This window comes from Wenzhouxiangella marina (assembly GCF_001187785.1).
Lineage (GTDB): Bacteria > Pseudomonadota > Gammaproteobacteria > Xanthomonadales > Wenzhouxiangellaceae > Wenzhouxiangella > Wenzhouxiangella marina.
The window spans coordinates 116,458-141,721 of the sequence record NZ_CP012154.1; the positions used below are offsets into that span (position 1 = coordinate 116,458).

Here is a 25,264-nt window from a genome sequence, read left to right on the forward strand (position 1 = left end):
GCGAAGCACCGGCCAGCGGGTCGATCATCCAGTCATGCGCTGGAAGATCCGCTGGCTGGCCTCGTCCGGCATCGCCTTGCTGCCGATGAAGATCGCGGCCAGGGCGAAGAGCACGGCGGGCAGGATTTCGTAGACGTCGAACAGGCCGCCGCTGAGCTGACCCCAGACGACCACAGTCAGGCCACCGACCAGCATGCCGGCGATGGCGCCGATCCGGCTCATTCCGGACCAGAGCAGGGACACCACGATCACCGGCCCGAAGGCCGCACCCAGGCCGGCCCAGGCGTAGGACACCATGCTCAGTACGGTGCGGTCCGGATCGGCCGCCAGCCAGAGCGCCACCAGGGCGATGGCGACGACGGAACCGCGCCCCACCCAGACCAGCTCGGCCTGCGAGGCCTGCGGCTTGATCAGGCCCTTGTAGAAATCTTCCGCCACGGCCGAGGAGGCCACCAGCAGCTGCGAGTCGGCCGTCGACATCACGGCCGCCAGGATGGCGGCCAGACAGATGCCTGCGACGAAGGGGTGAAACAGGACTTCGACCAGGCGCATGAACACCTTCTCCGCGTCCGGGCCGTCCAGGGTGCCGGGCAGGCCACCGATGCCGGCCATGCCGACCAGAATGGCCGCGATCAGGCAGATCGTCACCCAGCTCACGGCGATGCGACGGGCGCGGGTCAGTTCGCCGGCCGCGCGGATGCCCATGAAGCGGGCCAGGATGTGCGGCTGGCCGAAGTAGCCCAGTCCCCAGGCCAGCAGGGAAAGCACGGCCAGGAAGCTCAATGGATTCCCCTGGGCATCGGTGAAGGGGTTGAGCAGTTCCGGATTCGCGGTACGCACGGCCTCGAATAGTCCGGGATCGGCCGACCCGAAGACCATCAGCGGCACGGCCACCAGGGCGAACAGCATCAGCAGGGCCTGCAGCGCGTCGGTCCAGCTCACCGCCAGGTAGCCGCCCAGGAAGGTGTACAGGATGATCGCGGCGCCACCGGCGGCCACCGCCCAGAGGTAGGGCAGCTCGAAGACCGTTTCGAACAGGCGACCGCCGGCGACCAGGCCGGCGGAGACATAGAGCGAGAAGAACAGGAAGATGAACAGGCCCGGCAGGATGCGCAGGATGCCGCTGCGGTCGGCGAAGCGGCGCTGGAAGTAGTCCGGCAGGGTCAGGGAGTCATCCAGCTTTTCCGTGGCCACACGCAGCCGGGTGGCCACGACGCGCCAGTTGGCCCAGGTGCCGATCAGCAGGCCAACGGCGATCCAGCCGGCTTCCAGGCCGGAGAGGTAGGCGGCCCCGGGCAGGCCGAGCAGCAGCCAGCCACTCATGTCCGAGGCGCCGGCGCTGAGCGCGGTGACGCCGCTGCCGAGCCTGCGTCCGCCGAGGATGTAGTCGGACAGGTCTCCCGTGCGTTGCCAGGCGATGATCCCCAGGCCGAGCAGGACGACGAAGTACAGTCCAAAGGTGACATAGACCGAGTTCATGGCGTGGCATCCCTGTGTTGATTGATGGTCGGACCGCTTGAGCCCGAAGCAGGCCAAGGGTAGCATCCGGGGGCTTTGGTTCTGCAAGGAAACCCGCGAGATGACGGCGACCGGCCCCGCTCCGATGAAGATCTGGATCAACGGCCAGCTACTGCCCGAGGATCAGGCGACCGTTTCGGTCTTCGATTCCGGCTTCGTGCTGGGCGATGGGGTCTGGGAGGGCGTCCGCGTCGTCGGTGGTCGTCCGGCCTTTCTGAGCGCGCACCTCGATCGCCTTCGCGAAGGATCCCAGGCCCTGATGCTGACCGGTCTGCCGAGCGAGCAGGCCTTGCGGACCGCGGTGGCCGAGGTCATCGAGGCCAACGGTCTGGTCGATGACGCGCATCTGCGCATCATGCTGACCCGGGGCGTTCGCCGCGAGCCCTACCAGAACCCCCGCCTGGCCGGCAGCGGACCGACCCTGGTCATCATCCCCGGGCACCATCCGGTCACGGAGGCGCAGGCGACCCGGCCGCAGCGCCTGTTCACGGTGCACGTTCATCGAGGAGCGCCGGACGTCCAGGACCCCAAGCTCAACAGCCACAGCAAGCTCAACTGCATCCTCGCCTGCATCCAGGCCAACGTGGCCGGCGCCGACGAGGCCCTGATGCTCGATCCCGACGGCTTCGTGGCGACCTGCAATTCGACCCACTTCTTCATCGTGCGCCGGGGCGAAGTGCTGACCTCGGATGGGCGTTACTGCCTCGGTGGGATCACCCGCGGCCACGTGCTCTCCCTGTGTCGCGAGCTCGGCATTCCGGCCCGCGAGACGAGCTTCAGCCTGACCGAGGTCTATTCGGCCGACGAGAGTTTCACCACCGGTACCCTGTCCGGTCTGCGCCCGGTCGGCGAGATCGACGGGCGGCAGATCGGCGACGGGCAACGCGGTCCGATCACCGAGCGTCTGCAGCAGGCCTACGCGGAACTGATCCGTCGACCCGATGGGGACTGAATTGCGCATCGCCATGTGGTCCGGGCCGCGGAACATCTCCACGGCGATGATGCGCGCCTTCGAGAATCGCTCGGACTGCGTGGTGTCGGACGAGCCTCTGTACGGTGCCTGGTTGAAACTCACCGGCGCGGATCATCCCATGCGCGAGGCCGTCATCGAGGCGATGGACTGCGACTGGGAGCGGGTGGTCGACCGGCTGACCGGCCCGGTGCCGGACGGTGCTTCGATCTGGTACCAGAAGCACATGACCCACCACTTGCTCGACGAGATGATCCGGCCCGACTGGCTGTCCCGCCTGCGGCACGTTTTCCTCATCCGGGATCCGACCGCGGTGGTGGCCTCCTATCTGGACAAGCGAGAGACCGTCAGCCCCGAAGACATCGGCATCCCACAACAGGCGCGCCTGTTCGATCTGATCACCGAGCTCGATGGCACTCCGCCACCGGTCGTCGACAGCGGCGCCTTTCTGGGCGATCCCGAAGGCCATCTGCGGGCGCTCTGTCGGGCGCTGGAGATCGACTTCGATCCGGACATGCTCAGCTGGCCTTCCGGGCCACGTGACAGCGACGGTCCCTGGGCGCCGCACTGGTATCAGACGGTCTGGGCATCGACCGGTTTCGCCCCGCCACGCGAGGCATCGCCAACGCTACAAGGCCAGGCCCTGGAGGTCGCGGAACGCTGCCGACCGGACTATCAGCGCCTGCACGCCCTGCGCCTTCAGCCCCTGGCGGGCTCCGATGCATGACTTTCGAGCCATGTGCCTTGACGGTGCCTGGCGTATCTTCACGAGCCTTGACGCTTTAATTGACTGCGAGCTTGACCGAGCTCCGGTTTTTCGATCGATCCTTCGGAGTACCGATTCCATGAGAAAACTGATCCTGGCCGGACTGACCCTGGCCGTGGCGAGCGCCGCCAGCGCCGATGGCACCCGTCTGCTTCGTCAACCCGACCTGTCCGATGAGCACCTGGTCTTCGTCTACGCCGGCGATCTCTGGCTGGCCCGCGCGGACGGTTCCGATCCGCGCCGTTTGACCAGCCACCCGGCCGATGAACAGGCCCCCTTCTTCTCCCCCGATGGTCGCCGGATCGCCTTCGCCGCCAACTACGAGGGCAACACGGACGTCTACGTCATCTCCGTCGATGGCGGCAACCCCGCGCGCCTGACCTGGCACCCGGGTGATGACATTCCCGTGGGCTGGAGCGCCGACGGCGAGGCCGTGGCCTTCGCCTCCCGGCGTGAGACCGACCACGGTCGATCGGCCCAGCTCTATCATGTGCCGGTCGAGGGTGGTGCCCCGGAACGGCAGATGGCTGCCCGCTTCTTCCGCGGCCAGTGGGACGAGGACGGCGAGCGCCTGGCCTACATCGACCATGGACCGGCCTACAACGGCCTCTACGGTGGCTCGGCCGGTTGGAAAGGCTACCGTGGTGGCACCTCGCCCTCGGTCAAGATCCTCGATATCGACAACGAGCGACTGGTCGATATCCCCGGCGAGCGGGTCAACGACATCAATCCCTTCTGGGTCGGTGATCAGGTCTACTTCGTCTCCGACCGGGACGACAAGATCTTCAATCTGTTCCGCTTCGAGCCCGACAGCGGCGTGATCGAGCGGATCACCGATCAGCCGACCTGGGACATCCGCTGGGCCAATGGCCACGGTGAGCAGATCGTGTTCGAGGCAGGCGGGGAGATTCACCGTCTCGATACCCGTAGCGGCCGTGAATCGACCTTGAATATCCACGTGCAGCCGGATCTGCCCCAGGCCCGTCCCGGCTGGCGGGACGTGGCCGGCAACGTGCAGGCCGCACGCCTCTCGCCGAACGGCAAGCGCGCCCTGATCACCGCACGAGGCGAAGTGTTCACGGTGCCGGTCGAGTACGGCTCGACCCGCAACCTCACCACCAGCGATGGAATCCGCGAGTACAACGCCCTATGGTCGCCCGCGGGCGATCAGGTCGCCTGGGTCGTCGAGTCCCTGGATGGCCAGACCCTGGTCATCGCCGATCAGAATGGCGCGGTGATCGAGACGCACGAGCTCGGCCCCGAGTACCACCAGCTCGAGATCTGGGATGCCGAGAACGACCGCATCGTCTACACCGACCATCGTCTGGGCCTGTTCGCCATCGACCTCGATAGCGGCCGCTCGACTGAGATCGATCGCAATCCGCGCGAATCCGCTTTCACCCTGAGCCTGTCGCCGGACGGTCGCTTCCTGGCCTACACCCGCATCGAGGCCAACTGGTTCCACGACCTCTACATCCATGACTTCGAGTCCGGCGAGTCCGTGCGGATCAGCGATGGCATGGCCGACGTGGCCTCTCCGGCCTTCAGTCCGGACGGTGCCTACCTGTTCTTCGCTGCTTCGACCAATACCGGTCCGGCCCAGTTCGGTCTCGACATGTCCAGTCAGGAGCGCCCCTACCGCGCCGGACTGTACGCCCTGGTGCTGGCCGCCGACGGCGACTCGCCGTTGGCACCGCGCCTCGGGGACGAAGAAGCCGCCGCCGATGAGGAAGACGCCGACGCTGAAGAAGGGAGCGAGGGCAACGGCGAGGAGAACAAGCGCACCCGGATCGACTTCGACGGTCTGTTCGAGCGCAAGGTCGCCCTGCCGGGCCCGATCGGCAACTACGGCAACCTGGCCGTGACCGCCGATGGATCCCTGTACTTCATCGAAGGCACCCAGCCGGGTGCTTCCGTCGAGCCGCCGGGCAGCAGCTGGGGTGCCGACAACAAGCTGTTCCGCTTCGACATGGAAGACCGCGAGGCCTCGGAAGTGCTGACCGGCCTTCGTGGATTCGACGTCGCGGCCGGCGGCAAGCACCTGCTGATCCAGCTCGCCAATGGCTCGATGGCCGTGGCCGAGGCCGCTGATTCACTGGAGCCGGAAGCGCTGGACATGTCCGGCCTTCGCATGCGGATCGATCCGAGAAACGAATGGGCGCAGATCTTCGACGAAGGCTGGCGCATGCAGCGCGACTTCTTCTACGCGGCCAACCTGCACGGCCTGGACTGGGATGCGGTCTACGAGCAGTACCGTCCCCTGGTCGATCATGTCGGCCGGCGCGAGGATCTGAACGACCTGATGGTCGAGATGATCGCCGAACTGCATGCGGGCCATAACCGCGTCGGTGGTGGCGACGTCCACCGCGAGTCCGGTCCGGGCGTCGGCCTGCTGGGCGCGAACTTCGAGATCGACGACGATCGCTGGCGCGTGGCCCGCGTCTACACCGGCGAGTCCTGGAACCCGTTCACCGAGGGGCCGCTCGCCCAGCCGGGCAACGAAGTCCAGGCTGGCGAGTACATCCTGGCCATCAACGGCCATGAGTTGAGCGCCGACGACAATCTCTTCGCCCATCTGCACAACACCACCGGCGAGCAGGTTCGTCTGACCGTCGGTCCGCGCGCCAACGGACGTGACTCGCGCGATGTGATCGTCGAGCCGGTCGACAGCGAGGGCGCCCTGCGCCTCTGGGGCTGGGTCGAGGACAACCGGCGGAGGGTCGACGAGGCCACGGATGGTCGCATCGGCTATATCTACCTGCCGAACACGGCGGGTGCCGGGTACACCTTCTTCAACCGCATGTACCACGCCCAGATCGACCGCGAGGGTCTGATCATCGACGAGCGCTCCAACGGTGGCGGCCAGGCGGCCAACTACATCGTCGAAGTGCTCTCACGCCGTCATCTGTCGAACTGGGTCTACCGCGACGCCATGATGTCGACGACGCCGATGGGCGCCCTGCACGGGCCGAAGCTGATGATGATCGACCAGGACGCCGGCTCGGGTGGTGATTACCTGCCCTACGCCTTCCGCGAGCTGGGCATCGGCCCGCTGCTGGGCACCCGCACCTGGGGTGGCCTGATCGGCATCTTCCGCAACCCGCCCCTGATCGATGGCGGGGTCATGACCGTGCCGCATTTCCGCTTCGTCGATGTGGACAACAACTGGTCGGTGGAGAACGAAGGCGTGGCACCGGACATCGAAGTCCGCCTGGACCCGATCGCTGCCAACGAAGGCCGCGACAGCCAGCTCGAAGCCGCGATCGACGAGATCAAGGAGATGCTCGAGAACTACAGCGACGACATCCCCCGGGAACCGCCGCCGCTGCCGACCGAATTGGGTCGGTAGTCATCCAGCCGGGCGCCCACAGTGGCGCCCGGTTCGGTTTTGGGGGCTTCGATCGAGCATGGTCCTTTCTCGTCGGATTGACGGAGATGGATTCCGCATGGTCCGTCGGGCGCGTGGGCCCGACCTACGAATCCCGATCGAGGCCCCGGCGGATCATGCTGGCATGAGTGGCGCCCGGTTCGCTTTCCGGGCTTCGATCGAGCATGGACCTACTCGCGGCTTCGATCGGGCACGGTAGGTCGGGCCCACACGCGTGGCCGCCCTGCACCAAGGCGCTTCTTGCCTGCGGCAAACCGCACCTTGCCTACGGGCTACGCTCCCGACGGTCCATGCCCCAGACATCTCCGCACACCCGACTGCGCAATCTCGCAACCACCGCGGAAAACCCGATACACGCATATTGCAGGCATCGCCGGTCAGCCTACGGAAGATGAGGCGGAAATCTCAGTCTTCTGGCGGGTTTTTAGGCCACGCCTGACAAGGGAGTAAACTACAGGCTCCGATTCACGGCGGGTTGCCCGCCGGGCCGCCAGTGTTCAAGAAGTTTCTCATCAATCACCGCCGACAGATGGCCACCGGAGAAGGCCCGGCCGGGACCAGTCAGCGCGTGCGTCAGTGGCTGCATCGGTCGGGCTGTCTGACCTTCAAGCGCGAGCCCATCGCACGCGGTATCGGCATCGGTCTGCTCGTCGGCCTGACGCCCACGGTCGGCTTCCAGACGGGCATGATGCTGGCCGGCTGCCTGCTCATTCGCGGCAATTTTCCGGCGGCCTTCGCCATTTCCTGGGTCAGTAATCCCTTCACCCTGCCGCCGATGATCTATGCCTACCACGAGCTTGGCGAGTGGCTGTTTGGCTCCTGGGTGCGCGCGCATTTCGAGGGCTCGGACGCCACCGATGGTGCTCTGATCGGCTTGATGAACACGGCCCTGGGCACCGTGCTGATTGCCATCCCGATTGCCCTCATCGGCTACTTCGCTTCCCTGGGCATCTCCGAAGTCTGGCACCGCCGCCGCCACCACGCCCGCGCGAAACGCCGCGAAGCCGCCCGCCGCAACCGCGATCGCTGAGTCGGAATTGAAAAAGCGCAACCGCAGATTACTCAGATGGCGCAGATTGGATTGAATGCACGCACGGCATTGAAGTTAATCTGCGAGCATCTGCGAAATCTGTGTTTCAGGCTTCATTGAGCATGACCTCGTCTCATGCGCATTTAAACAAGCTATTGACGCTTTTTTCGAAGTCGGGGGTTAGAAAGGCGCAACCGCAGATTACTCAGATGGCGCAGATAGGATCGAATGAACCCAAGGCATTGAAATGAATCTGCGCGCATCTGCGTAATCTGTGGTTCAATCCTCTTCGAGCATGGCTTCGTCTCATGCGCAATTAAACAAGCTATTGACGCTTTAATCGAAGTCGGGGGTTAGAAAGGCGCAACCGCAGATTACTCAGATGGCGCAGATAGGATCGAATGAACCCAAGGCATTGAAATGAATCTGCGCGCATCTGCGTAATCTGTGGTTCAATCCTCTTCGAGCATGGCTTCGTCTCATGCGCAATTAAACAACCTATTGACGCTTTATTCGAAGTCGGGGGTTAGAAAGGCGCAACCGCAGATTACTCAGATGGCGCAGATAGGATCGAATGAACCCAAGGCATTGAAATGAATCTGCGCGCATCTGCGTAATCTGTGGTTCAAGCCTCGCTGATCATGGCTTGATCTCATTCGTAATCAAGCAATCTCTTGACGCCTTATTCAAAGCGCAGGGCTTCGATCGGTTCCAGGCGGGAGGCGCGGCGGGCCGGGTAGTAGCCGAAGAAGATGGCGATCACACAGGCGATCAGAACCGCGCCGACGAGTGTGCTCGGGCCGATCAGGATCGGGAATTCACCCAGGTGCGAGGCCAGATGCGCGCCCCCGACGCCGAGCAGCATGCCGAGCACGCCACCGAGCAGGCCCAGCACCGTCGCCTCGACCAGGAACTGGGTCAGCACGTCGCGCTGCCGCGCACCGATGGCCAGGCGCAGGCCGATCTCGCGCGTGCGCTCGGTCACCGAGACCAGCATGATGTTCATGATGCCGATGCCGCCGACGATCAGTGAGGTGGCGGAGAAGGCGGCCAGCAGGAAGCCCAGCAGGGCCTCGGTTTCGTTGCGGGCGCGGATGAACTCGGCGAAGTTGATGACCGCGAAATCGTCTTCGGCGCCGGGCTGCAGGTCGCGACGGATGCGCAGCTGCTCTTCGAGCACCTGCTGGGCCTCGAGCACGTCCAGGTCGTCCCAGATCTTGATGTACAGGCGTCCGGCATCGTCCGGCACCGTCGTCGAGCCTCGTGAAATCCCGCGCCGCATCGTCGTGATCGGGACCCAGACCACGTCATCCTGATCCTGACCCCAGCTCGAGGCGCCCTTTTCCTCCAGCACGCCGATCACCGTCACCGGCGTGCGCCCGACGCGGATGCGCGAGCCGATCGGGTCCGCGCCGCCGAACAGTTCATTGGCCACGGTCTGGCCGATGACGGCCACCTTGGCCGCGCTGCGGACTTCGCCGGACTCGAACATGCGCCCGCTGGTCATCGACCAGTCCTGGATCACGGGGTAGTCGGCATCGATGCCTTGCGCCGTGCTTGACCAGTTGCGGCCGTCGGCGACCAGGGTGACATTGGACTGGATCAGGCCGGAGGCGGCCTCGACCCAGTCGCTGTTCTCCCGGATGGCCTGGACGTCCCGGTCCGTCAGCGGTCGGGCGCTGCCGGCGCCGCGCGAGCGACCACCGAAGAAGCTCGCGCCCGGTCGAACCTGCAGCGTATGCGTTCCGAAGGCGGCGATCTGCTGCTTGAGCTGTTCACCCGCCCCTTGCGAAATCGACACCGACACGATCGCCGCGCCGATGCCGATGACGATGCCGAGCATGGTCAGCAGGCTGCGCACCGCGTTCGTGCGGATGGCGCGCACGGCGATGCGCAGGCTGGCGTTCAGATTGACGCCGCCGGTCTCCAGGTCCAGGGTCTCGCGAGTCGTGTTCATGCTGTCGCTCCCGCCGCCGAATCCTCGATGATCTCGCCATCCCGGAAGCGAATGATGCGCCGGGCGTGGGCGGCGATGTCCTCTTCGTGCGTGACCAGGACGACGGTCACCCCTTCTTCGTTCAGCTCGCCGAGCAGGCGCATGATGTCCTCCGCCGTGGCCGTGTCCAGGGCGCCTGTGGGCTCGTCGGCCAGGATCATCTGCGGTCGGTTGACCAGGGCGCGGGCGATGGCCACGCGCTGCTGCTGTCCGCCCGAGAGCTGGGCCGGCGTGTGGTCCATGCGCTCGCCCAGGCCGACGCGCTGCAGGGCCTCGCGGGCCCGCCGATCCTTTTCTTCAGGCGCCATGCGCGTGTACATCAGCGGCAGACGTGCATTGTCCACGGCACTGGTCTTGGGCAGCAGCATGAACTGCTGGAAGACGAAGCCCAGGATGCGATTGCGCAGGGCGGCCAGCTGGTCGGAGTTCAGCTCGGCGATGCTGCGTCCCGCGATCGACAGTTCGCCGCGGCTCGGCTTGTCGAGGGCGCCGACCAGGTTCATGAAGGTCGACTTGCCCGAGCCCGAGGGGCCCATGATGGCGACGAACTCTCCGCGGCGGATATCGCAGTCGACGGACTTGAGCGCATGCACCGTGGTGTCGCCCATCTGGTAGTCCTTGCCCAGGCCCCGGGCGCGGACCAGCACCTCGCCGACGGTACTCTCGTTCATGACTCGTCGCGCGTCCGAGGCAGGCGGGTGACGACCTCGTCGCCCTCGCTCAGATCGCCAGCGGCCAGTTCCGTGTAGCGGTCATCGGCGATCCCCAGGCGAACCCGGCGCGGCTGCAGCAGGCCATCCTCGCGCAGCGAGTACAGGGTGGCCGGGCGCGTGCTTTCGCGCTCGCGCTGCAGGGCCTCGAAGGCGGCCATTTCCTCGTCGTTCAGATGGCGCAGCATGACTTCGCGCGTGGCCTCGCCGATGCGCGCGCGGATGGTCTCGCGGTCCGCGCCGGACATGAACAGGCCGCGCAGCTGTCCGAAGGCCTCGCGCATCTCGTTCTGGATGGTTTCCAGTCGCGCCTCGTCCACGCCCATCTCGCGCAGGCTTTCGGCCAGCTGGGCGCCGGGATCGGGTCGCGCAGCGCCTTCGCCGGGACCGGCGTCGGCGGCGATCAGTTCCTCCGGTGCGCGGAATCGAACGGCGGCGTTGGCCACCCGGAGCACGTTCTCGCGCACGCCGGTGACGATGTCGATGCTGGCCGTCATCCCCGGCAGCAGGCGCTGACCCGGATTGCTGGCGTTGATGACCACCGTGTAGGTCACGACGTTCTGCTCTTCCAGCGGGGCCAGACGCACCTGGGTCACCTGGCCGGCGAACTCCCGATCCGGGAAGGCGTCGACGGTGAAGCTGGCCTCGGCGCCTTCGCGCACGCTGCCGATGTCGGCTTCGTCGACGCTGGCTTCGATCTGGATCTCGGACAGGTCCTGGGCGATGGAAAACAGCAGTGGCGCCTGCAGGCTGGCGGCCACGGTCTGGCCCAGGTCTACGGCGCGCTCGATGACCACGCCGTCGATTGGCGAGCGGATCTCCGTGCGCTCCAGGTCGATGCGCGCCGAGTCGAGAGCCGCTTCGCGCTGCAGGACGGTGGCCTCGGCATTGGTCTTCTGGGCCCGGGCGATGTCAAGGTCCGCCTGAGCGGAGAGGAAGGTGGCTTCGGCCTGATCCAGATCCGACGCCGAGATCAGACCACGCTCGACCAGGGACTGCTGGCGACGATACTCGCGCTCGGCATTGCCCAGGGCCACCTCGGCCTTGCGGATGCCGGCGTCCTGGATGGAGACGTTGGCGCGGGCCACGGCCAGGTTGGCCTCGGCTTCCTGCACGCGCCGCTCGAAGGTCTGGGGATCGATCCGCGCCAGCAGGTCGCCGGCCTGGACCGGTGTGTTGAAGTCGGCGAGCAACTGGTCGATCTGGCCCGACAGCTGCGAGCCGACCTCGACCGTGTTCAGCGCCCGTACCGAGCCCACCGCCGAGACGATGCGGGTGATGTCACCGCGCTCGACCGCGGTCACTTCGATCTGCGGTGCCTCCGACGATTCCTCGCCGGGCCAGAACCACCAGACCGCTACGGCGACCGCGAGGACAAGCCCCAACTTGATGACAGTGCGTTTCATAAGGCCCCACTTGGACAGCCGGAATCAGAACACTCATTCTAGTCAGTGGCGGTCACGGCGTATGTCACGAAATGTCACTCGCGCTGCCCGAGCGGACCTATCGATCATCGGCTATCTGATTCTTCCTTGCCGAGGTAGATCTCGAGCATCCCGTCCCTGCTTCGATGCGCGATGAGGGGCCGATCGTCGATGCTGACGTCCGCGACTCGGGCCGTCAGGAAAACGTGCTCCAACTCGGTGTGCAGACGACCTTCTTCGGTTGCGGGTCTCAGTGCGACGGCAAGGGTGATGAGCGCGGCAACGCTGGCCACGATGGCGACTGGAACCAGCCGCCTGCCCCCTTGTCTCCAGCTGTGTTCGCCCTTTTCCAGACGGCGTCGCAGTCGCTCCAGCCCACCTTCCGGCGGATCGAGTTCCGTGAAGTAGCGCTCAATCATCGAAAGTCTCCTTGAGAAGTGCGTGCATCCGTTGGGTGGCGGCATGCTTGCGCGACGCCAGTGTGCCAGGAGCGATGCCGAGCGCGCGGGCCTGCTCCTCTCGGTCGAGTCTGGAGTACAGAGCGAGCAGCAGGACCTCGCGATGCTTGCGAGACAGCTTCCCGAGCGCACGCCGGATCATCCGTTCCCGCTCCAGCTCCGCCAGCGCTCGATCGGGCGTCGGCTCCTCGCTGGCAGCCTGATCGTAGGGCAGCCACTGGAGCAGGCGCTGCCGCCGCCAGCGATTCCGGGCAAGGTTGATCACCGTGGTCCAGACCAGGGCCTCGAAGCCATCCGGGTCCAGTGATTCCCGCTTGCGCCAGAGTCGCTCGAAGGCATCATGGATCAGGTCCTGGGCGCCTTGCGCGTCCCAGACCCAGCGATACAGATAGTTGAACAGGGCGCGTTCGAGCGATCGGTAGCTTCGCTCGAAGGCCTCGACGGACAGGGCCACTCCCGATTCAGTCCGTCGCTTCCATCAGATCAGCCTGGAGCAGCAGGACTTGATAGGCAGGCTGGCCATCGTCTGCCTGGTCATAGCTTCGACCGACCACCACCGGCTGACCATCGGCCAGCAGGCGGTGGATGCGGTATCTGGGCGCCATCCGGTCCTCGTAGACCGGCCTCGCCGTCATTTCCAGTTCGGCTTCCAGGCCGTCCGCGGTCGGCCGCATGCTCCGAATACTGACTCGGCTTCCGGCGCCGGAGTTGATGGTCGTCGAGCGGGGCTCGTGCCCATAGTGATAGCTCTCGATGTAGTCGCCGATCCGGATCGCGTAGCCGGGGAACTCGTCTTGCAGGGAGGGCAGGATGGCCTGAATCGGCGTCGGGAGCGCGCTCGTCTGCTCGCCAGGCTCCATCGTCAGGAGCCAGTAGCGGACCCGATAGGTGGCACCGTCCAGGGTCTCGCTCGCTGGCGAGGCGGATCGGAGTGCCGCCAGGATGTCGGCGATCTCCTGCTGGAGCCGCGCCGGCCCGTTGACCGCCAGCTGATCGTTCTCCAGCAGGCTAACCCGCCCGGTCAGGGCGAGGTCCTCGCGCTCCAGCAGTGCATTCAACTTCGCCTCCAGGTTCCGCTGCTCGAGGCCACTGACATCGTGCACCTGCAGCTGGGCTTCATCGGCGGGATCGGACTGGCAGCCGACCAGGGCCAGGCACAGCAGGGCGGCCATCAGGCTTCGCTTGATGAGGTTCATCCGAGAATTCCAGTGGGGGTTCAAGGAATACTACAAAGCAGCGATCACTTTTTTCATTCAACCGTGCCCGGCGTGCTGAATCCCTCTCGCGTCAGGCGTTCAGCACATTCGAAAGGCCATTCCGGGTGCCGAAACCATGGTTTCCTTCTTGACCTGTCGAGGGCGTTTCCCCCAATATATGCGACCCACGACGGCCGCCAGACACAACATCTGGTGGTTGGGGCAGGGAATCCGGTGCGAAGCGGTTGCTTCAATTCCGGAGCTGTACCCGCAACTGTCAGCGGCGAGCGAGACGGCAAGCAGCAGGGCCACGGGGCGATCGGATCGCTCGGGAAGGCCGCCGGGTCGCGCGATCAGCCGCAAGCCAGGACACCTGCCGTGGGCAAATTCCGAGAACAAGAACTTTCCCGGGCGGGAGTTCCCGGCGACAAGTCTTCGCGGTGCATTCCCCTGCGCCGGGATGGACCGTCTCCGACTCTCCTGCTCGAGGCCAGCCTGCTGGCCGTTGACCCGAATGAGGAGATCGTCAGATGGACCAGACCGCGCGCGCCCTATCCAATGAAGCCTTGCCCGAAACCGTCGAGCGCAAGGTGGCCGTGCCCGCCCCGCTCGGCCCGCGCCCCAGCCCGGCCGAGCTCGACCTCGATTGCAGCCGCGATGCCCTGCTGACCGCCTTCGGTCTGCAGACCCTCAAGGATCGCTACCTGCTCCAGGGCGAGGGCCCGCAGGACATGTTCGCGCGCGTGGCCTGCGCCTTTGCCGATGACCGCGACCACGCCCAGCGCCTCTACGACGCCATGTCGCAGCTGTGGTTCATGCCGGCCACGCCGATCCTGTCCAATGGCGGCACGACCCGGGGCCTGCCGATTTCCTGCTTCCTCAATTCCGTGCCGGATTCTCTGACCGGCATCGTCGACACCTGGAACGAGAACGTCTGGCTGGCTTCCAATGGCGGCGGCATCGGCACCTACTGGGGCCAGGTGCGCTCGATCGGCGAGCCGGTCAAGGGCAGCGGCCAGACCTCGGGCATCATGCCCTTCGTCCACGTCATGGACGGGCTGACTCTGGCCATCTCCCAGGGCTCCCTGCGCCGTGGCTCGGCGGCGGTCTACCTCGACGTGCACCACCCGGAAATCGAAGAGTTTCTCGAAATCCGCAAGCCCTCCGGCGACTTCAATCGCAAGGCCCTGAACCTGCACCACGGCATCAACATCACCGACGAGTTCATGCAGGCGGTCACCGAGGGCACGGACTTCGGCCTGCGCTCGCCCAAGACCGGTGATGTGCTCAAGCGCGTCGACGCCCGTTCGCTCTGGCAGAAGATCCTCGAGACGCGCCTCCAGACCGGCGAGCCCTACCTGCTGTTCATCGACACGGTCAATCGCGAGATGGCCGAGCACCAGAAGAAGATCGGTCTGAAGGTCTCGACCTCGAACCTTTGCTGCGAGATCACCCTGCCGACGGGCATCGACCACGAGGGCAATGAGCGCACCGCGGTCTGCTGCCTGTCCTCGCTCAATATCGAGACCTGGAACGAGTGGCACGACCAGCCCGACTTCATCGAGGACGTGGCCCGCTTCCTCGACAATGTCCTGACCTACTTCATCGAGGCCGCGCCCGAGGGCATGGCCCGGGCCACCTACTCCGCCCTGAACGAGCGCTCGATCGGGCTGGGCGTGATGGGTTTCCACTCCTTCCTCCAGTCCCAGGGCATCCCGATGGAATCGGCCCTGTCGAAGTCCTGGAACCTGAAGATCTTCAAGCACATCCGCGGCCAGATGGATCAGGCTTCGAAGAGCCTGGCCGAGGAGCGCGGGCCCTGTCCGGATGCGATTCGTGGTGGTGCCCGTGAGCGTTTCAGTCACAAGCTGGCGATCGCACCGACGGCGTCGATCTCCATCATTTGCGGCGGGGTCAGCGCTTGCATCGAACCGATTCCGGCGAACATCTACACGCACAAGACCCTGTCGGGCTCCTTTACGGTCCGCAACCGCCATCTGCAGGCCCTGCTCGCCGAGCGCGGCTGCGACGATGCGGCGACCTGGGCCTCGATCCTCGAGCACGAGGGCTCGGTCCAGCACCTCGATTGTCTGGATGAGGACGAGAAAGCCACTTACCGCACGGCCTTCGAAATCGATCAGCGCTGGGTGATCGAGCTGGCCGCCGATCGCGCCCCGCTGATCTGCCAGAGCCAGTCCCTGAACCTGTTCCTGCCCGGCGATATCGACAAGTGGGATCTGCACATGCTCCATTACACCGCCTGGAAGCGGGGCATCAAGAGTCTGTACTACTGCCGCTCGAAGTCGATCTCGCGGGCCGGGTTCGCCGGCAAGCTGGATGCGGCCGAGCATGCGGGTGATCAGGCCTCCAGCACCGATTACGAGGAGTGTCTGGCATGTCAGTGATCGATCCGAACGCCAATCCTCGTGAATTGATCGGTCAGGGCCGGGTCGGCCTGCTTGATTCCACCGGAACCTACGACGTCGAGCGCTACGGCTGGGCCTACGAGTTCTGGAAGCGCCAGCAGCAGACCCATTGGATGGGCGAAGAGGTTCCGCTCGGCGATGACATCAAGGACTGGGGCGGGGATCGCCTGACCGGTCCCGAGCGCGCCCTGCTGACCCAGATCTTCCGCTTCTTCACCCAGTCGGACGTGGAAGTCTCGGACAACTACCTGAAGCGCTACATCCCGATCTTCCAGCCCCTGGAAGTGCAGATGATGATGGCGGCGTTCACCAATATGGAAACGGTCCACATCGACGCCTACGCCTTGCTGCTGAAAACCTTAGGGATGCCCAAGGCCGAATTCGAGGCCTTCCGCGACTACAAGGAAATGAAGGCGAAAGCGGATTACATGCAGACCTTCGGCGTCGACACGGTGGCCGATGTGTCCCGGACCCTGGCCATGTTCGGCGCCTTCACCGAGGGCATGAGCCTGTTCGCCAGCTTCGCCATGCTGCTCAATTTCCCGCGCTTCAACAAGATGAAGGGCATGGGGCAGATCGTCAGCTGGTCGGTCCGCGACGAGTCCCTGCACTGCGAGGGCGTGATCCGCCTGTTCCACGAGTGGAACCGCGAAACCGGTGCGATGACCCCGGCGGTGCGCGATGACATCATCGACGTCGCGAAGACCATGGTTCGTCTCGAGGAGAACTTCGTTGACCTCGCCTTCGGTCTCGGCGACATCGAGGGCATGAGCGCCGAGGACATCAAGCGCTACGTGCGCTACATCGCCGACTGGCGCCTGGCCCAGCTCAAGCTGCCGACCGTGTTCGGCTGCTTCGAGCAGGCCGAGGGCAGCTACCGTCCTCTGATGGAGCATCCCCTGCCCTGGCTGCAGGAGATCCTGAACGGCGTCGAGTTCGCCAACTTCTTCGAGCAGCGCGCCACCGAGTACTCCAAGGCCGCCACGCGCGGGCGCTGGGACGGTGCCGACGGTGTCTGGGCAAAGTTCGAGGCCAGTCAGAAGCCGCTGGCGCGATCGATGGTCTGATCGCCTGGTCGGTCATCGACCGGGCGCCCGATGATCCGGAACGGTAATCGCCGGGCTCAGAGCTGACGCAGGCGTTCGCAGGCCCGGTCGAGTGTGTCGTTGCTCTTGGCAAAGCAGAAACGCAGGATGCGATCTTCTTTCGTGCCCCCGCCGCCGCCATCGGCGTAGAACACCGAAACCGGAATCGCGGCAACACCGGCTTGTTCGACCAGCCAGCGAGCCATGTCGAGATCCGGTCGGTCGCTGATCGCGCTGTAGTCGAGCAACTGGAAGTAGGTGCCTTGGCAGGGCAGCAGGGCAAATCGGCTGCCCTCCAAAGCGGATCGGAAGTGGTCCCGCTTTTGCTGGTAGAAGGCCGACAGACCCAGGTGGAAGTCGGGATCGGCCATGAAATGGGCGATGGCGTGCTGCATCGGGGTCGCGATGCTGAAGGTCACGTACTGGTGAATCTTGCGGAATTCGGCGGTCATCGGGGCCGGGGCGATGCAGTAGCCGATCTTCCAGCCGGTGGTGTGGTAGGTCTTGCCGAAGGAGGAAATCACGAAACTGCGCTGGCGCAGCTCCTCGCGCCGCAGGAGGCTCTGGTGGTCGGCGCCGTCGAAGACGATGTGCTCGTAGACCTCGTCGCCGATCAGAAAGACCGGCGTATCGGCGACCAGCTCGGCCAGGCGGTCGAGATCATCGGCGCTGAGTGCGGACCCGGTCGGATTGTGCGGTGTGTTGATCACGATGAGGCGTGTTTTCGGCCCGATCGCATCGCCGAGCTGCTGCCAGTCGATGCGGTAGTCCGGCGCCCTGAGCGGCAGGTGGATGGCCCGGCCGCCGGCCAGGTCCACGGCCGGCTCGTAGCAGTCATAGGCCGGGTCGAACAGAATCACTTCATCGCCGGGTCGCACGACGGTCTGAATGGCCACGAACAAGGCCTCGGAGGCGCCGCAGGTCACCGTGACCTCTCGGTCCATGTCGACCGGGGCGCCATAGAGGGCGAGGACTTTCTCGGTGATCCGCTGTCGCAGGAGCGGAACGCCGGGCATCGGCGCGTACTGGTTGTGGCCGGCGCGCATGGCCTCGCTGACCAGCTCGCGCAGGTGCTCGGGGCACTCGAAATCCGGAAAGCCCTGGGACAGATTCAGGGCGCCGTGTTCGGCGGCCAGTTGCGACATCACCGAAAAGATGGTGGTCTTGACTCCGGGCAGCCGCGATTGCCCGCTCAACGCCAGTGCTGGATTCACAGCTGCTCCAGTTCGATCGAGTCGAAGTTTTCGAAGGCCGGGTGACGACCCGAGGGAGAAGCGCCTTCCCGACGGATTTCGGCGGTGATCAGACCCGCCTCATGGGCGGCGTCGAGTTCCTCGACGCTGTCGGAAAAGAACACGATCCGGGCCGGATCGACGCCCAGCTCCGCCGCGATCGCGCGGTAGGAGTCCGGATCCTTCTTCGGGCCGACGGTGGTGTCGAAGAAACCCTGGAACCAGTCGCGCAGGTCACCGAACTCGTTGTAGCGAAAATACAGATCCTGAGCGGCGATCGAGCCGGACGAATAGACGTACAGGGCAAGGCCTTCGTCGTAGCGTGCACCCAGCCAGCGATGTGCATCGGGGTAGAGGTGCGCGACAAAGTCACCCCTGGCGTAGCCGGCCTTCCAGATCATGCCCTGCAGGGCTTTCAAGGACGGGGCCTTGCGGTCCTCGTCGATCCAGGCGCAGAGGGTCTCGGTCAGTGCCTCGAGGTCATCGGCCCGGAGTCCGGCCACTTCGGCCGTTGCCTCCAGTTCGGCCCGCACCGCCGGCTCGGACGCATGCGCTCGGATGAACGCCGGCAGCGCGCGCCGCGCGAATGGGAAAAGCACCTTGCGAACAAAAGCGATATCGGCAATCGTCCCTTCGATATCGGTCAGAATGATCCGCTCGGAAGACTCGTTCATGGTTCCAGGCGGTTGAAGCGCTGGGCAATGTCGCTGCCGGTGAACTCCGCGACCCAGCCTTCCGGTGTCGTGAACAGACGGATCGCGGTGAATTCCGGTTCGGGCCCCATATCGAACCAGTGCGTGGTGTTGGCCGGAACGCTGATCAGGTCGCCTTTCTCGCACAGCACCTCGAGCACTTCGTCGCCGATATGCAGACTGAACAGGCCCTTTCCGTTGACGAAGAACCGGACCTCGTCCTCGGCGTGGGTGTGCTCCTCGAGGAACTTCTGACGCGCCGCCTCGCGCTGGGGGTGATCCGGCCACATGCTGACGACATCGACGGTCACGTAACCGCCTTCGCGCTTGAGGCGATCGATGGGTTCGGCGTAGGCGGCCATGATCGCCTCCGGGCCATCATCGGGGGCGATGGGGCGGTTCGCTTCCCAGCGCTCGAAGCGGATGCCGGCCTGCTCCAGGCGTTCGGCAATGGTCGCGTGGTCCTGGCTTACGAACAGGGCCTCCGTGGGATCGTTGTCGGAAAAGACCTTCAGTTCACTCATTGGCTATGCGCTCCGTTCCAGCAGATGGCAGTTGAGCAGGAATTCCAGGGCATCGAGGTGCCGAGCGGCATCGGCCACGTCGTCCCCCCAGGCGTAGATGCCGTGTCCTTCGATCAGATAGGCCGGGCAGGGATTGTCGGCGGCGAGCAGCGGCTCGACGCTTGCCGCCAGCCGCGACATGTCCTGGTCATTGGCCACGATCGGAAGGCTGATCTCGATGTCGTGCGTATCGACGCCGCTCAGGGCCTTGAGCAGTTCGTAGTTGTGCAAGCGGATCCGACCCTCGCCCACCGCCAGGCGGGAAGCGACCGTGACCGCCGGGGAATGGACATGCAGCACGGCCTTGACACGCGGACGATGACGGTAGATCTGCAGATGCAAGGGCGTCTCGGCCGAAGCGCGAACGCCGGGCTCGGGCTGGCCGTCCGCGTCGAGCAGCAGAAGATCCGCCGGCTCCAGCCAGCGCTTGTCTGCACCGGAGCGGGTGACCGCGATCTGGCCGTTTTCGAGTCGGACCGAGTAGTTCCCGCTGGTCGCTGGCGTCCACCCACGTTGTCCGAAATCACGCGCAACGGCTACCAGCGCTTCGATTCTTCGCAGCGACACCGGGTCCGGTTCTTCGGGTAGATCCCTGGGTCTGCTCATTCTGTCGTCCAATCGATTCAGGGGGTTCCATTGCGGCGGAAACCACGGTCCAATGATAGCGAGCAAATGCTCTCGGGTGAGCAGCCGTTGCCGGCATCGACCCCAGCCTGTCTCTCCAACAGCGAAGGCGCCGCTCGACCATCGATGAAATTCTCACCTGCACTGCGTCATGGTGACGTCGTGTCGATCGCTGGCCTGAACCTCCGTTCTAATCACGGTTGGACTTGTAGTTGATTTCAATCACCCATGCAGGCTAAGTTGTGCCGTGGGGTGACAAAGGAGCTTGCTCATGAAGGGATTCGTCCTGGGCGCTTTTCTCGTTGCGCTGTGGCTGATGGTCACGGCGCCCGCTGCGCTGGCCTCCGGTTGGCAGTGCAGCAATGACCAACGGGTTTGCGAGGCCGTCGATTCAGGCCCTGCCTACTGCCGGATCGCCTGCGATGCCGCGGGCTGTGTCTGCAGTATGAGGGATGGGCCCCCACCCGACGATCTGACGATCGGCGAGCGGGCGGATCTGGTGTTCGAAGCCTCCTGGCGGGAGGCCTTGCGGGCCGCCTCACCGGAGCTGGCCCGGATTCTGGGCCTCGACGCGAGCGCCGGTCGGATCGCCCTGGGCCCTTTCGCGGGTGGGGTCAGCCGGGTCGCTGATGCCAGCCTGCAGCAGGCCTACGCCTTCGAGGGCCACGTCGAAGAGCTCGATGGGGTGCTGAGTCTGGAAGTCGAAATGTCGGGTGATACCCCGGTCCGGGCGATTTCCGCTCGCTTCGAACAGCGCGATGGCTATCTGCACGGCGAGATCAGCCACTTCGATGGCAACGGCGAGATTCTCAGTGACGCTGGCTTGACGGTTCGTCCGAGCCTGCCGCGCTGAATCTGGCCGCCCCTCGGGCCTGTCGGCGCCTTCACGGCGCGGGGTGCATTCTTCGGGTCCTGCCGACGCGACCGTTGAAGATGCATGCCCAGGAGTGTGTTCCGAGCAAGGATGCGAGCAAGCCTGCTGGCCGTCGGCCTGGTCCTGGTCGGAGCGTCGGTCGTGGCCGATGAGACGGCGGTACTGATCGATGACTTCGCCAGCGCCGACGGTCGCTCGACCTGGGGAACGTCCTGGCAGGGCTTCACGGACCGCGTGATGGGCGGCCTCTCGGACCTCCGGGCCGGCTATCGCGAGGTGGATGGCGCGCCGGTGCTGTTCATGGAAGGTCAGGTCCGGTTGGAGAACAACGGCGGCTTCATTCAGGTCCGCCTGCCGCTCGCCGAGCGAGGCAGTTTCGACGCCAGCGCCTGGCAGGGGCTGCGGCTGACCCTGCGTGGTCGCCCGGGTGCCTACTACCTGCATCTGCGCACGGACGATACCCGGCGCCCCTGGGCCTACTACCGAGCGCCCCTGCGAGTCGAATCCGACTGGCAGACCCTCGATCTGAGCTTCGAGGACTTCGAGGCCCGGAGCCTTCGAGCGGCCCTGGATGTCAGCACGATCAGAAGTCTGGCCCTGGTGGCCTACGGTGAGCGTTTCGACGCCGAGCTCGAAGTCCGGCGGATCGAATTCCTGCCCTGAGCGGCCTCACAGCAACAGCAACAGTCCGGCAATGCCCGCCGCGCCCAGCGCAAGAGCCAGTAGCAGGGTGCGCCAGGGGAAGCGGTAGCCCGGGGTCGTTCCCAGGCGGGCCTGCAGATGACTCCGGAGCAGCTCGGTGTTGCGCGTATTGGCCTTGAAGGCCATATCGAAGACATCGCCGACGACCGGCAGCAGGCCGCCGAAGAAATCGATCGCGAGATTGATCAGCATCCGGCCGATCACGGCTTTGCCGGCACCGATCCGGCGAGCCTCGTTGAGCACGAACAGCGAGAGCAGCAGATCGGCGACATCGCCGATCACGGGAACCATGGCGATCAGCGGTCCGATGCCGATGCGAAAGCGGGTGAAGGGAATGCCGAACTGGCTGTCGGTCCAGTAGCTGAAGCGGTCGAGCCGCGCCAGCGCGGCCGCGTGCTGATCGGCTCTCGAATCCGTCATATCAGAATTGATGCCGGACGTTGCCCAGCGATGAGCATGCCACGAACCCGTCCGGCGGGCCGGAACTTCGCCAGCTGCACCTTGCTTGCTCTGGCAGGGCAAGGAGACTGGCACGAGCCGAAGTCATTCGGGCTCTTTCCAGCGGATCAATATGCCGGGCGAGGGGATCGGCGTGTAGTCCCGCAGCTGGTCTCGCGCCCAGTCGAAGTACTCCTCCAGCCTCAGGTCTTCGGTCATTCCCCAGTAAGGGCGGCCGTAGTAATGGAACACGTGTTCGGCGAGGAATCCTGCTGAAGCAACCAGCTCGAGCTGGGTCATGTAGTTCGATTCGCAGGGCCCCTGATCCGATTCGTTCACCACATTCCAGAGATGCATGGCCATTCGCCTGGCGCTGAGTTCACGCTCCAGATCGTTCAGGTAGTGCTGTTCTCCGAGCTCGGCAGTGAGCTGCATCCCATAGCCAAGCCAGGCGCCCAGCATGCAGGACTGGCCCTGCGACGCGACTTCCAGGGCAACGGGGGTGATCACGATGCTCAGCTCCCGCGTGGGACGATCGCGGAATCGGATCGCCGCAGAGACGCCATCGACGATGCGCTCGAAGGCCTCCAGGGGAAAGTCCTGGCTTGAATCCACGCTCATCCTGACCTTGAGAATGGCGTCGTTCATGATGCTCAGGAATGTGTGTGTGCGGTAGTCCCGCCCTTCCCTTGCAACCGTTCTCGCGCTGAGCAGACCTGCAGCCGAAGGATCCTGGCTGCGGGGCTGATAGCGACGGATCAGCGCGGCTGGTCGGCCCTGGGGTTCATCCCAGGCCTGCATCAGGTTTCGGTCCAGCGAGTACTGCTCGAACTCCAGGACGTCCGCCAAAGAGAGGCCGTCGGGCAGGTGGATGGGATAGACATAGACGTCCACGTATCGGTCCGATGGCGCCTTGTCCAGGTAGCGTATCTGGACCCCGAGCCCCGCCTCGTCGTACTCGAACAGGTCCCCGAGCCCGAAGTCACCAAAGGTGTCCGCGATTTCGAGTTCGTCCAATCGGACCGGCTCCGCCAGATTGAGTGCGTCCCCCTCATTCGATTTCGGGGGCGCCGAAGCACAGGAGGCCAGGAACAGCAGCGATGCAGCCTGCATGGCCGCGAGTATTCTTCGTGTCATGATTTGCCCCATCCCCGGGAGTGGATTGAATCCGCGATCGAGCTGCCTGCCGGTATCGACGCCGAAACGTCCGCGTCTTCGATCGCTGCCAGCCAGGATTCTATCAGCTGCAAGCCATGCGTCGTTCCCGTAGCGCCCGTCGGACCAATGGCCGACCTCCACACGAATCGCGATTCCTGGACCCTGATCCGAGGCTGGGATCTGGCAAAAAAACGGGCGCCCCGTGGGCGCCCGCATGGAAAGCCTGGCCGGTGCTTCCAGCCCCCGCTCAGAACACCCCGGCCCAGCTGCGCGGCTGGAAGTTGTGGTCGACGATCGTCGACTCGGTGCCGGGCGGCAGCACCTGCAGGGTCTTCAGGAACTCGATGATGGCATCGCGCTCCGCGTCGCTCAGGGCGCTCCACTGCTCGTAGCTGTCCATGGCATCGCCGCGGTGCGCCTCGATGGCCTCGCGCATGGTGGTGTACTGGCCATGGTGGAAGTACGGCGGCTCATTGGCGGCACCCCAGAGGCGCTTGGCCAGGAAGCGACAGTTGCCCGCGAAGAACTGCTCGGAGCCGGGGGCACCGTGCATGTCCAGGGTCTCGCAGTTGGGGTCATCCGGTCCGGAGGTGATGTCGTAGACCTTGAAGTTGGTGAAGGCCGGTACCCAGATCACGCCGGTGCTCGACTCCACCGGCAGGCGCGGCTGATCGAGGCGCGAGTCGCTGAGGTCGAACGCGAACTCGGGCGCGTCACCGACCTGCAGATTGCCGGCCGGGTTGTAGGGGTTGGGCTCGACGAACCAGCGGCCTTCCGGCTCCAGCGGCAGGGCCGGGGTGTGGCAGTCGCCGCAGCCTACGTCCATGAAGCGCTGCTCGCCCATGGCCACCGCCTGCTCGACGAACATGTTGCGCGGGATGACACGACCCGGGGCGGCCAGCTGGGCCTGGTAGACCGTGATGGCCGTGACGTCGGCCATGCTCAGGTTGTTGTCGAAGCCATCACCGTCCGCATCGCCCTCGCCGAAGCGCTCGCCGGACTGGATGCCGTGGTGGTGATTGAGCGCGTTGTTGGAGAACTGGCGCAGGGAAATCACGGCCGAGGCCTGATGGAAGGGTCGAATGATCAGATTGGGCGGATCCTCCGGACCGGTGCTGGCGATGCTGGGCGCGACGAAGCCTTCGGTGCCCGAGGTGTCCCAGCTGCCGTCGGCATTGCGAGCCAGTACGCCGAAATCGACGCCCTTGGTCTCGAGGATCGCACTGCCGCCAGGCCCGATGCTGTCGCGGATGGCCTGCAGGTCGGCGGTCATCTGGCGGGCGAGCATTTCCAGGTAGCCGGAGCCGAACATGCCCAGAGTGGAGCGCGAGTTGGCGATCGTCTGCAGGGTCACCGGTGCGCCGCTCTCGTCGAAGACGCCCCGAGTCGCGAAGCCGTCTTCGGTCTCGTCCATCAGATCGAAGGTGGCGAAGTCGAAGCGCTGGCCGAGCACCGAGACGTTGGTGACGAAATCACCGCCGCCGCCGGAGCGCGGCAGGTTGTGGCAGCCGCCACAGGAATTGGCGTCCGGGCCGGATATCCGGTTGAAGTTGTTCGGAAAGTTGAGCGGCGAGTCCGGATCGGACAGGGGGGCGCCGGTGCCCTTGAGCCCCGGGCGGCCGCCGCCTTCCTGGCTGGTCCAGTTGGCGTTGAACAGACGGGCCCCGTGCCGGACCAGGGTGTCCAGCGGGATCACGTGCTCTTCGCCGTCGGCCAGGGCCCGGTCCATGGCCACTTCACGGCCGAGGGCGGGGGGCGTCGGGTCGATCGGGCAGGGAGCGCCCAGACCGAGGTGGCGCAGAACGGTACAGAAGCGTTCGCTCGGGTCGGCCTGCGCGCTGGCGGTCAGTGGCAGCAGACCGAGCATGGCAATCGCCAGCAGACCGGCCAGCGATTGGATTCGAGTAGAGATGAAGACCATTTGACTCCCCTTCCATGTTGTAGTTGTAGTGCGGTCATCTTGGTGAATTCAACGTTCACCGGCAATAGGCTTAGCGTGAAATTTGCGTGAAAG

22 protein-coding genes and 1 riboswitch are annotated in these 25,264 nt (G+C 65.1%); of the genes, 8 read left to right on the forward strand and 14 right to left on the reverse strand.

The window, feature by feature from the left end:
* Positions 1 to 24: 24 nt before the first annotated feature.
* Entirely contained in the window at positions 25 to 1,479 is a 1,455-nt protein-coding gene (gene putP, locus WM2015_RS00445) for a sodium/proline symporter PutP (protein ID WP_049724196.1), read from the reverse strand.
* A 100-nt stretch (positions 1,480 to 1,579) separates the two neighbouring features.
* Here putP and WM2015_RS00450 point away from each other — a divergent pair, with 100 nt between their 5' ends.
* The 4 genes from WM2015_RS00450 (at position 1,580) to WM2015_RS00465 (ending at position 7,672) form a co-directional block, all read left to right on the forward strand.
* Complete coding sequence (locus tag WM2015_RS00450) at positions 1,580 to 2,470, forward strand: aminotransferase class IV (protein WP_049726910.1); 891 nt, start codon at positions 1,580 to 1,582, stop codon at positions 2,468 to 2,470.
* The gene (locus WM2015_RS00455) at positions 2,460 to 3,215 is read left to right on the forward strand and encodes a sulfotransferase-like domain-containing protein (protein ID WP_049724197.1); all 756 of its coding nucleotides are present in this window, start codon (positions 2,460 to 2,462) and stop codon (positions 3,213 to 3,215) included. Before WM2015_RS00450 ends, WM2015_RS00455 begins: the two co-directional genes overlap by 11 nt.
* 118 nt (positions 3,216 to 3,333) lie before the next feature.
* Complete coding sequence (locus WM2015_RS00460) at positions 3,334 to 6,603, forward strand: S41 family peptidase (protein ID WP_049724198.1); 3,270 nt, start codon at positions 3,334 to 3,336, stop codon at positions 6,601 to 6,603.
* Between the two features lie 532 nt (positions 6,604 to 7,135).
* Positions 7,136 to 7,672 carry a DUF2062 domain-containing protein gene (locus WM2015_RS00465; RefSeq protein WP_049724199.1) on the forward strand — a complete coding sequence of 179 codons (537 nt, stop codon included), beginning with the start codon at positions 7,136 to 7,138 and terminating at the stop codon, positions 7,670 to 7,672.
* Positions 7,673 to 8,354: 682 nt separating this feature from the next.
* Here WM2015_RS00465 and WM2015_RS00470 read toward each other — a convergent pair.
* From WM2015_RS00470 to WM2015_RS00495, 6 genes are all read right to left on the reverse strand, one after another.
* Positions 8,355 to 9,629, reverse strand: coding sequence for an ABC transporter permease (locus tag WM2015_RS00470; protein ID WP_049724200.1), 1,275 nt, complete (start codon positions 9,627 to 9,629; stop codon positions 8,355 to 8,357).
* Positions 9,626 to 10,339 carry an ABC transporter ATP-binding protein gene (locus tag WM2015_RS00475; protein ID WP_049724201.1) on the reverse strand — a complete coding sequence of 238 codons (714 nt, stop codon included), beginning with the start codon at positions 10,337 to 10,339 and terminating at the stop codon, positions 9,626 to 9,628. The genes WM2015_RS00470 and WM2015_RS00475 overlap by 4 nt, the downstream gene beginning before the upstream one ends.
* Positions 10,336 to 11,784 carry an efflux RND transporter periplasmic adaptor subunit gene (locus WM2015_RS00480; protein WP_049724202.1) on the reverse strand — a complete coding sequence of 483 codons (1,449 nt, stop codon included), beginning with the start codon at positions 11,782 to 11,784 and terminating at the stop codon, positions 10,336 to 10,338. Before WM2015_RS00480 ends, WM2015_RS00475 begins: the two co-directional genes overlap by 4 nt.
* Before the next feature lie 104 nt (positions 11,785 to 11,888).
* On the reverse strand, positions 11,889 to 12,221 hold the full coding sequence (locus tag WM2015_RS00485; protein WP_049724203.1) for a hypothetical protein: 333 nt from the start codon (positions 12,219 to 12,221) through the stop codon (positions 11,889 to 11,891).
* Positions 12,214 to 12,714, reverse strand: coding sequence for an RNA polymerase sigma factor (locus WM2015_RS00490; protein WP_049724204.1), 501 nt, complete (start codon positions 12,712 to 12,714; stop codon positions 12,214 to 12,216). Before WM2015_RS00490 ends, WM2015_RS00485 begins: the two co-directional genes overlap by 8 nt.
* A gap of 7 nt (positions 12,715 to 12,721) precedes the next feature.
* Positions 12,722 to 13,456, reverse strand: a complete 735-nt coding sequence (locus WM2015_RS00495; RefSeq protein WP_049724205.1) for a hypothetical protein — start codon at positions 13,454 to 13,456, stop codon at positions 12,722 to 12,724.
* Positions 13,457 to 13,630: 174 nt separating this feature from the next.
* Positions 13,631 to 13,851: riboswitch (cobalamin riboswitch) on the forward strand.
* Between the two features lie 135 nt (positions 13,852 to 13,986).
* Between WM2015_RS00495 and WM2015_RS00500 the strand changes: the two genes are divergently transcribed.
* Together WM2015_RS00500 and WM2015_RS00505 are read left to right on the forward strand one after the other, a co-directional pair.
* Positions 13,987 to 15,861 carry a ribonucleoside-diphosphate reductase subunit alpha gene (locus WM2015_RS00500; RefSeq protein ID WP_049724206.1) on the forward strand — a complete coding sequence of 625 codons (1,875 nt, stop codon included), beginning with the start codon at positions 13,987 to 13,989 and terminating at the stop codon, positions 15,859 to 15,861.
* Positions 15,852 to 16,949 carry a ribonucleotide-diphosphate reductase subunit beta gene (locus WM2015_RS00505; protein ID WP_049724207.1) on the forward strand — a complete coding sequence of 366 codons (1,098 nt, stop codon included), beginning with the start codon at positions 15,852 to 15,854 and terminating at the stop codon, positions 16,947 to 16,949. The genes WM2015_RS00500 and WM2015_RS00505 overlap by 10 nt, the downstream gene beginning before the upstream one ends.
* Positions 16,950 to 17,005: 56 nt before the next feature.
* Here WM2015_RS00505 and WM2015_RS00510 read toward each other — a convergent pair whose 3' ends face one another.
* The 4 genes from WM2015_RS00510 to WM2015_RS00525 are packed head-to-tail and all read right to left on the reverse strand — an operon-like array spanning position 17,006 to position 20,060.
* Positions 17,006 to 18,181: a pyridoxal phosphate-dependent aminotransferase gene (locus WM2015_RS00510; RefSeq protein ID WP_245609786.1), complete on the reverse strand. Its 1,176-nt coding sequence runs from the start codon at positions 18,179 to 18,181 to the stop codon at positions 17,006 to 17,008.
* Positions 18,178 to 18,873 (reverse strand): acireductone synthase, encoded by a 696-nt coding sequence (gene mtnC / locus WM2015_RS00515; protein WP_049724208.1) that lies wholly within the window; start codon positions 18,871 to 18,873, stop codon positions 18,178 to 18,180. Before mtnC ends, WM2015_RS00510 begins: the two co-directional genes overlap by 4 nt.
* The gene (locus tag WM2015_RS00520) at positions 18,870 to 19,415 is read right to left on the reverse strand and encodes a 1,2-dihydroxy-3-keto-5-methylthiopentene dioxygenase (protein ID WP_049724209.1); all 546 of its coding nucleotides are present in this window, start codon (positions 19,413 to 19,415) and stop codon (positions 18,870 to 18,872) included. The genes mtnC and WM2015_RS00520 overlap by 4 nt, the downstream gene beginning before the upstream one ends.
* 3 nt (positions 19,416 to 19,418) lie before the next feature.
* Positions 19,419 to 20,060, reverse strand: a complete 642-nt coding sequence (locus WM2015_RS00525; protein ID WP_049724210.1) for a methylthioribulose 1-phosphate dehydratase — start codon at positions 20,058 to 20,060, stop codon at positions 19,419 to 19,421.
* A gap of 289 nt (positions 20,061 to 20,349) precedes the next feature.
* Here WM2015_RS00525 and WM2015_RS00530 point away from each other — a divergent pair, with 289 nt between their 5' ends.
* The gene (locus WM2015_RS00530) at positions 20,350 to 20,931 is read left to right on the forward strand and encodes a hypothetical protein (protein ID WP_049724211.1); all 582 of its coding nucleotides are present in this window, start codon (positions 20,350 to 20,352) and stop codon (positions 20,929 to 20,931) included.
* Between the two features lie 111 nt (positions 20,932 to 21,042).
* Entirely contained in the window at positions 21,043 to 21,615 is a 573-nt protein-coding gene (locus tag WM2015_RS00535; RefSeq protein WP_049724212.1) for a CIA30 family protein, read from the forward strand.
* A 6-nt stretch (positions 21,616 to 21,621) separates the two neighbouring features.
* Here WM2015_RS00535 and WM2015_RS00540 read toward each other — a convergent pair whose 3' ends face one another.
* From WM2015_RS00540 to WM2015_RS00550, 3 genes are all read right to left on the reverse strand, one after another.
* Positions 21,622 to 22,074, reverse strand: a complete 453-nt coding sequence (locus WM2015_RS00540; RefSeq protein WP_049724213.1) for a DUF4112 domain-containing protein — start codon at positions 22,072 to 22,074, stop codon at positions 21,622 to 21,624.
* 123 nt (positions 22,075 to 22,197) lie between these two features.
* A complete protein-coding gene (locus WM2015_RS00545; RefSeq protein ID WP_156200719.1) occupies positions 22,198 to 23,229 on the reverse strand; it encodes a hypothetical protein in 1,032 nt (343 codons plus the stop codon).
* A 268-nt stretch (positions 23,230 to 23,497) separates the two neighbouring features.
* Positions 23,498 to 25,171, reverse strand: a complete 1,674-nt coding sequence (locus tag WM2015_RS00550; RefSeq protein ID WP_049724215.1) for a cytochrome c family protein — start codon at positions 25,169 to 25,171, stop codon at positions 23,498 to 23,500.
* Positions 25,172 to 25,264 lie beyond the last annotated feature (93 nt).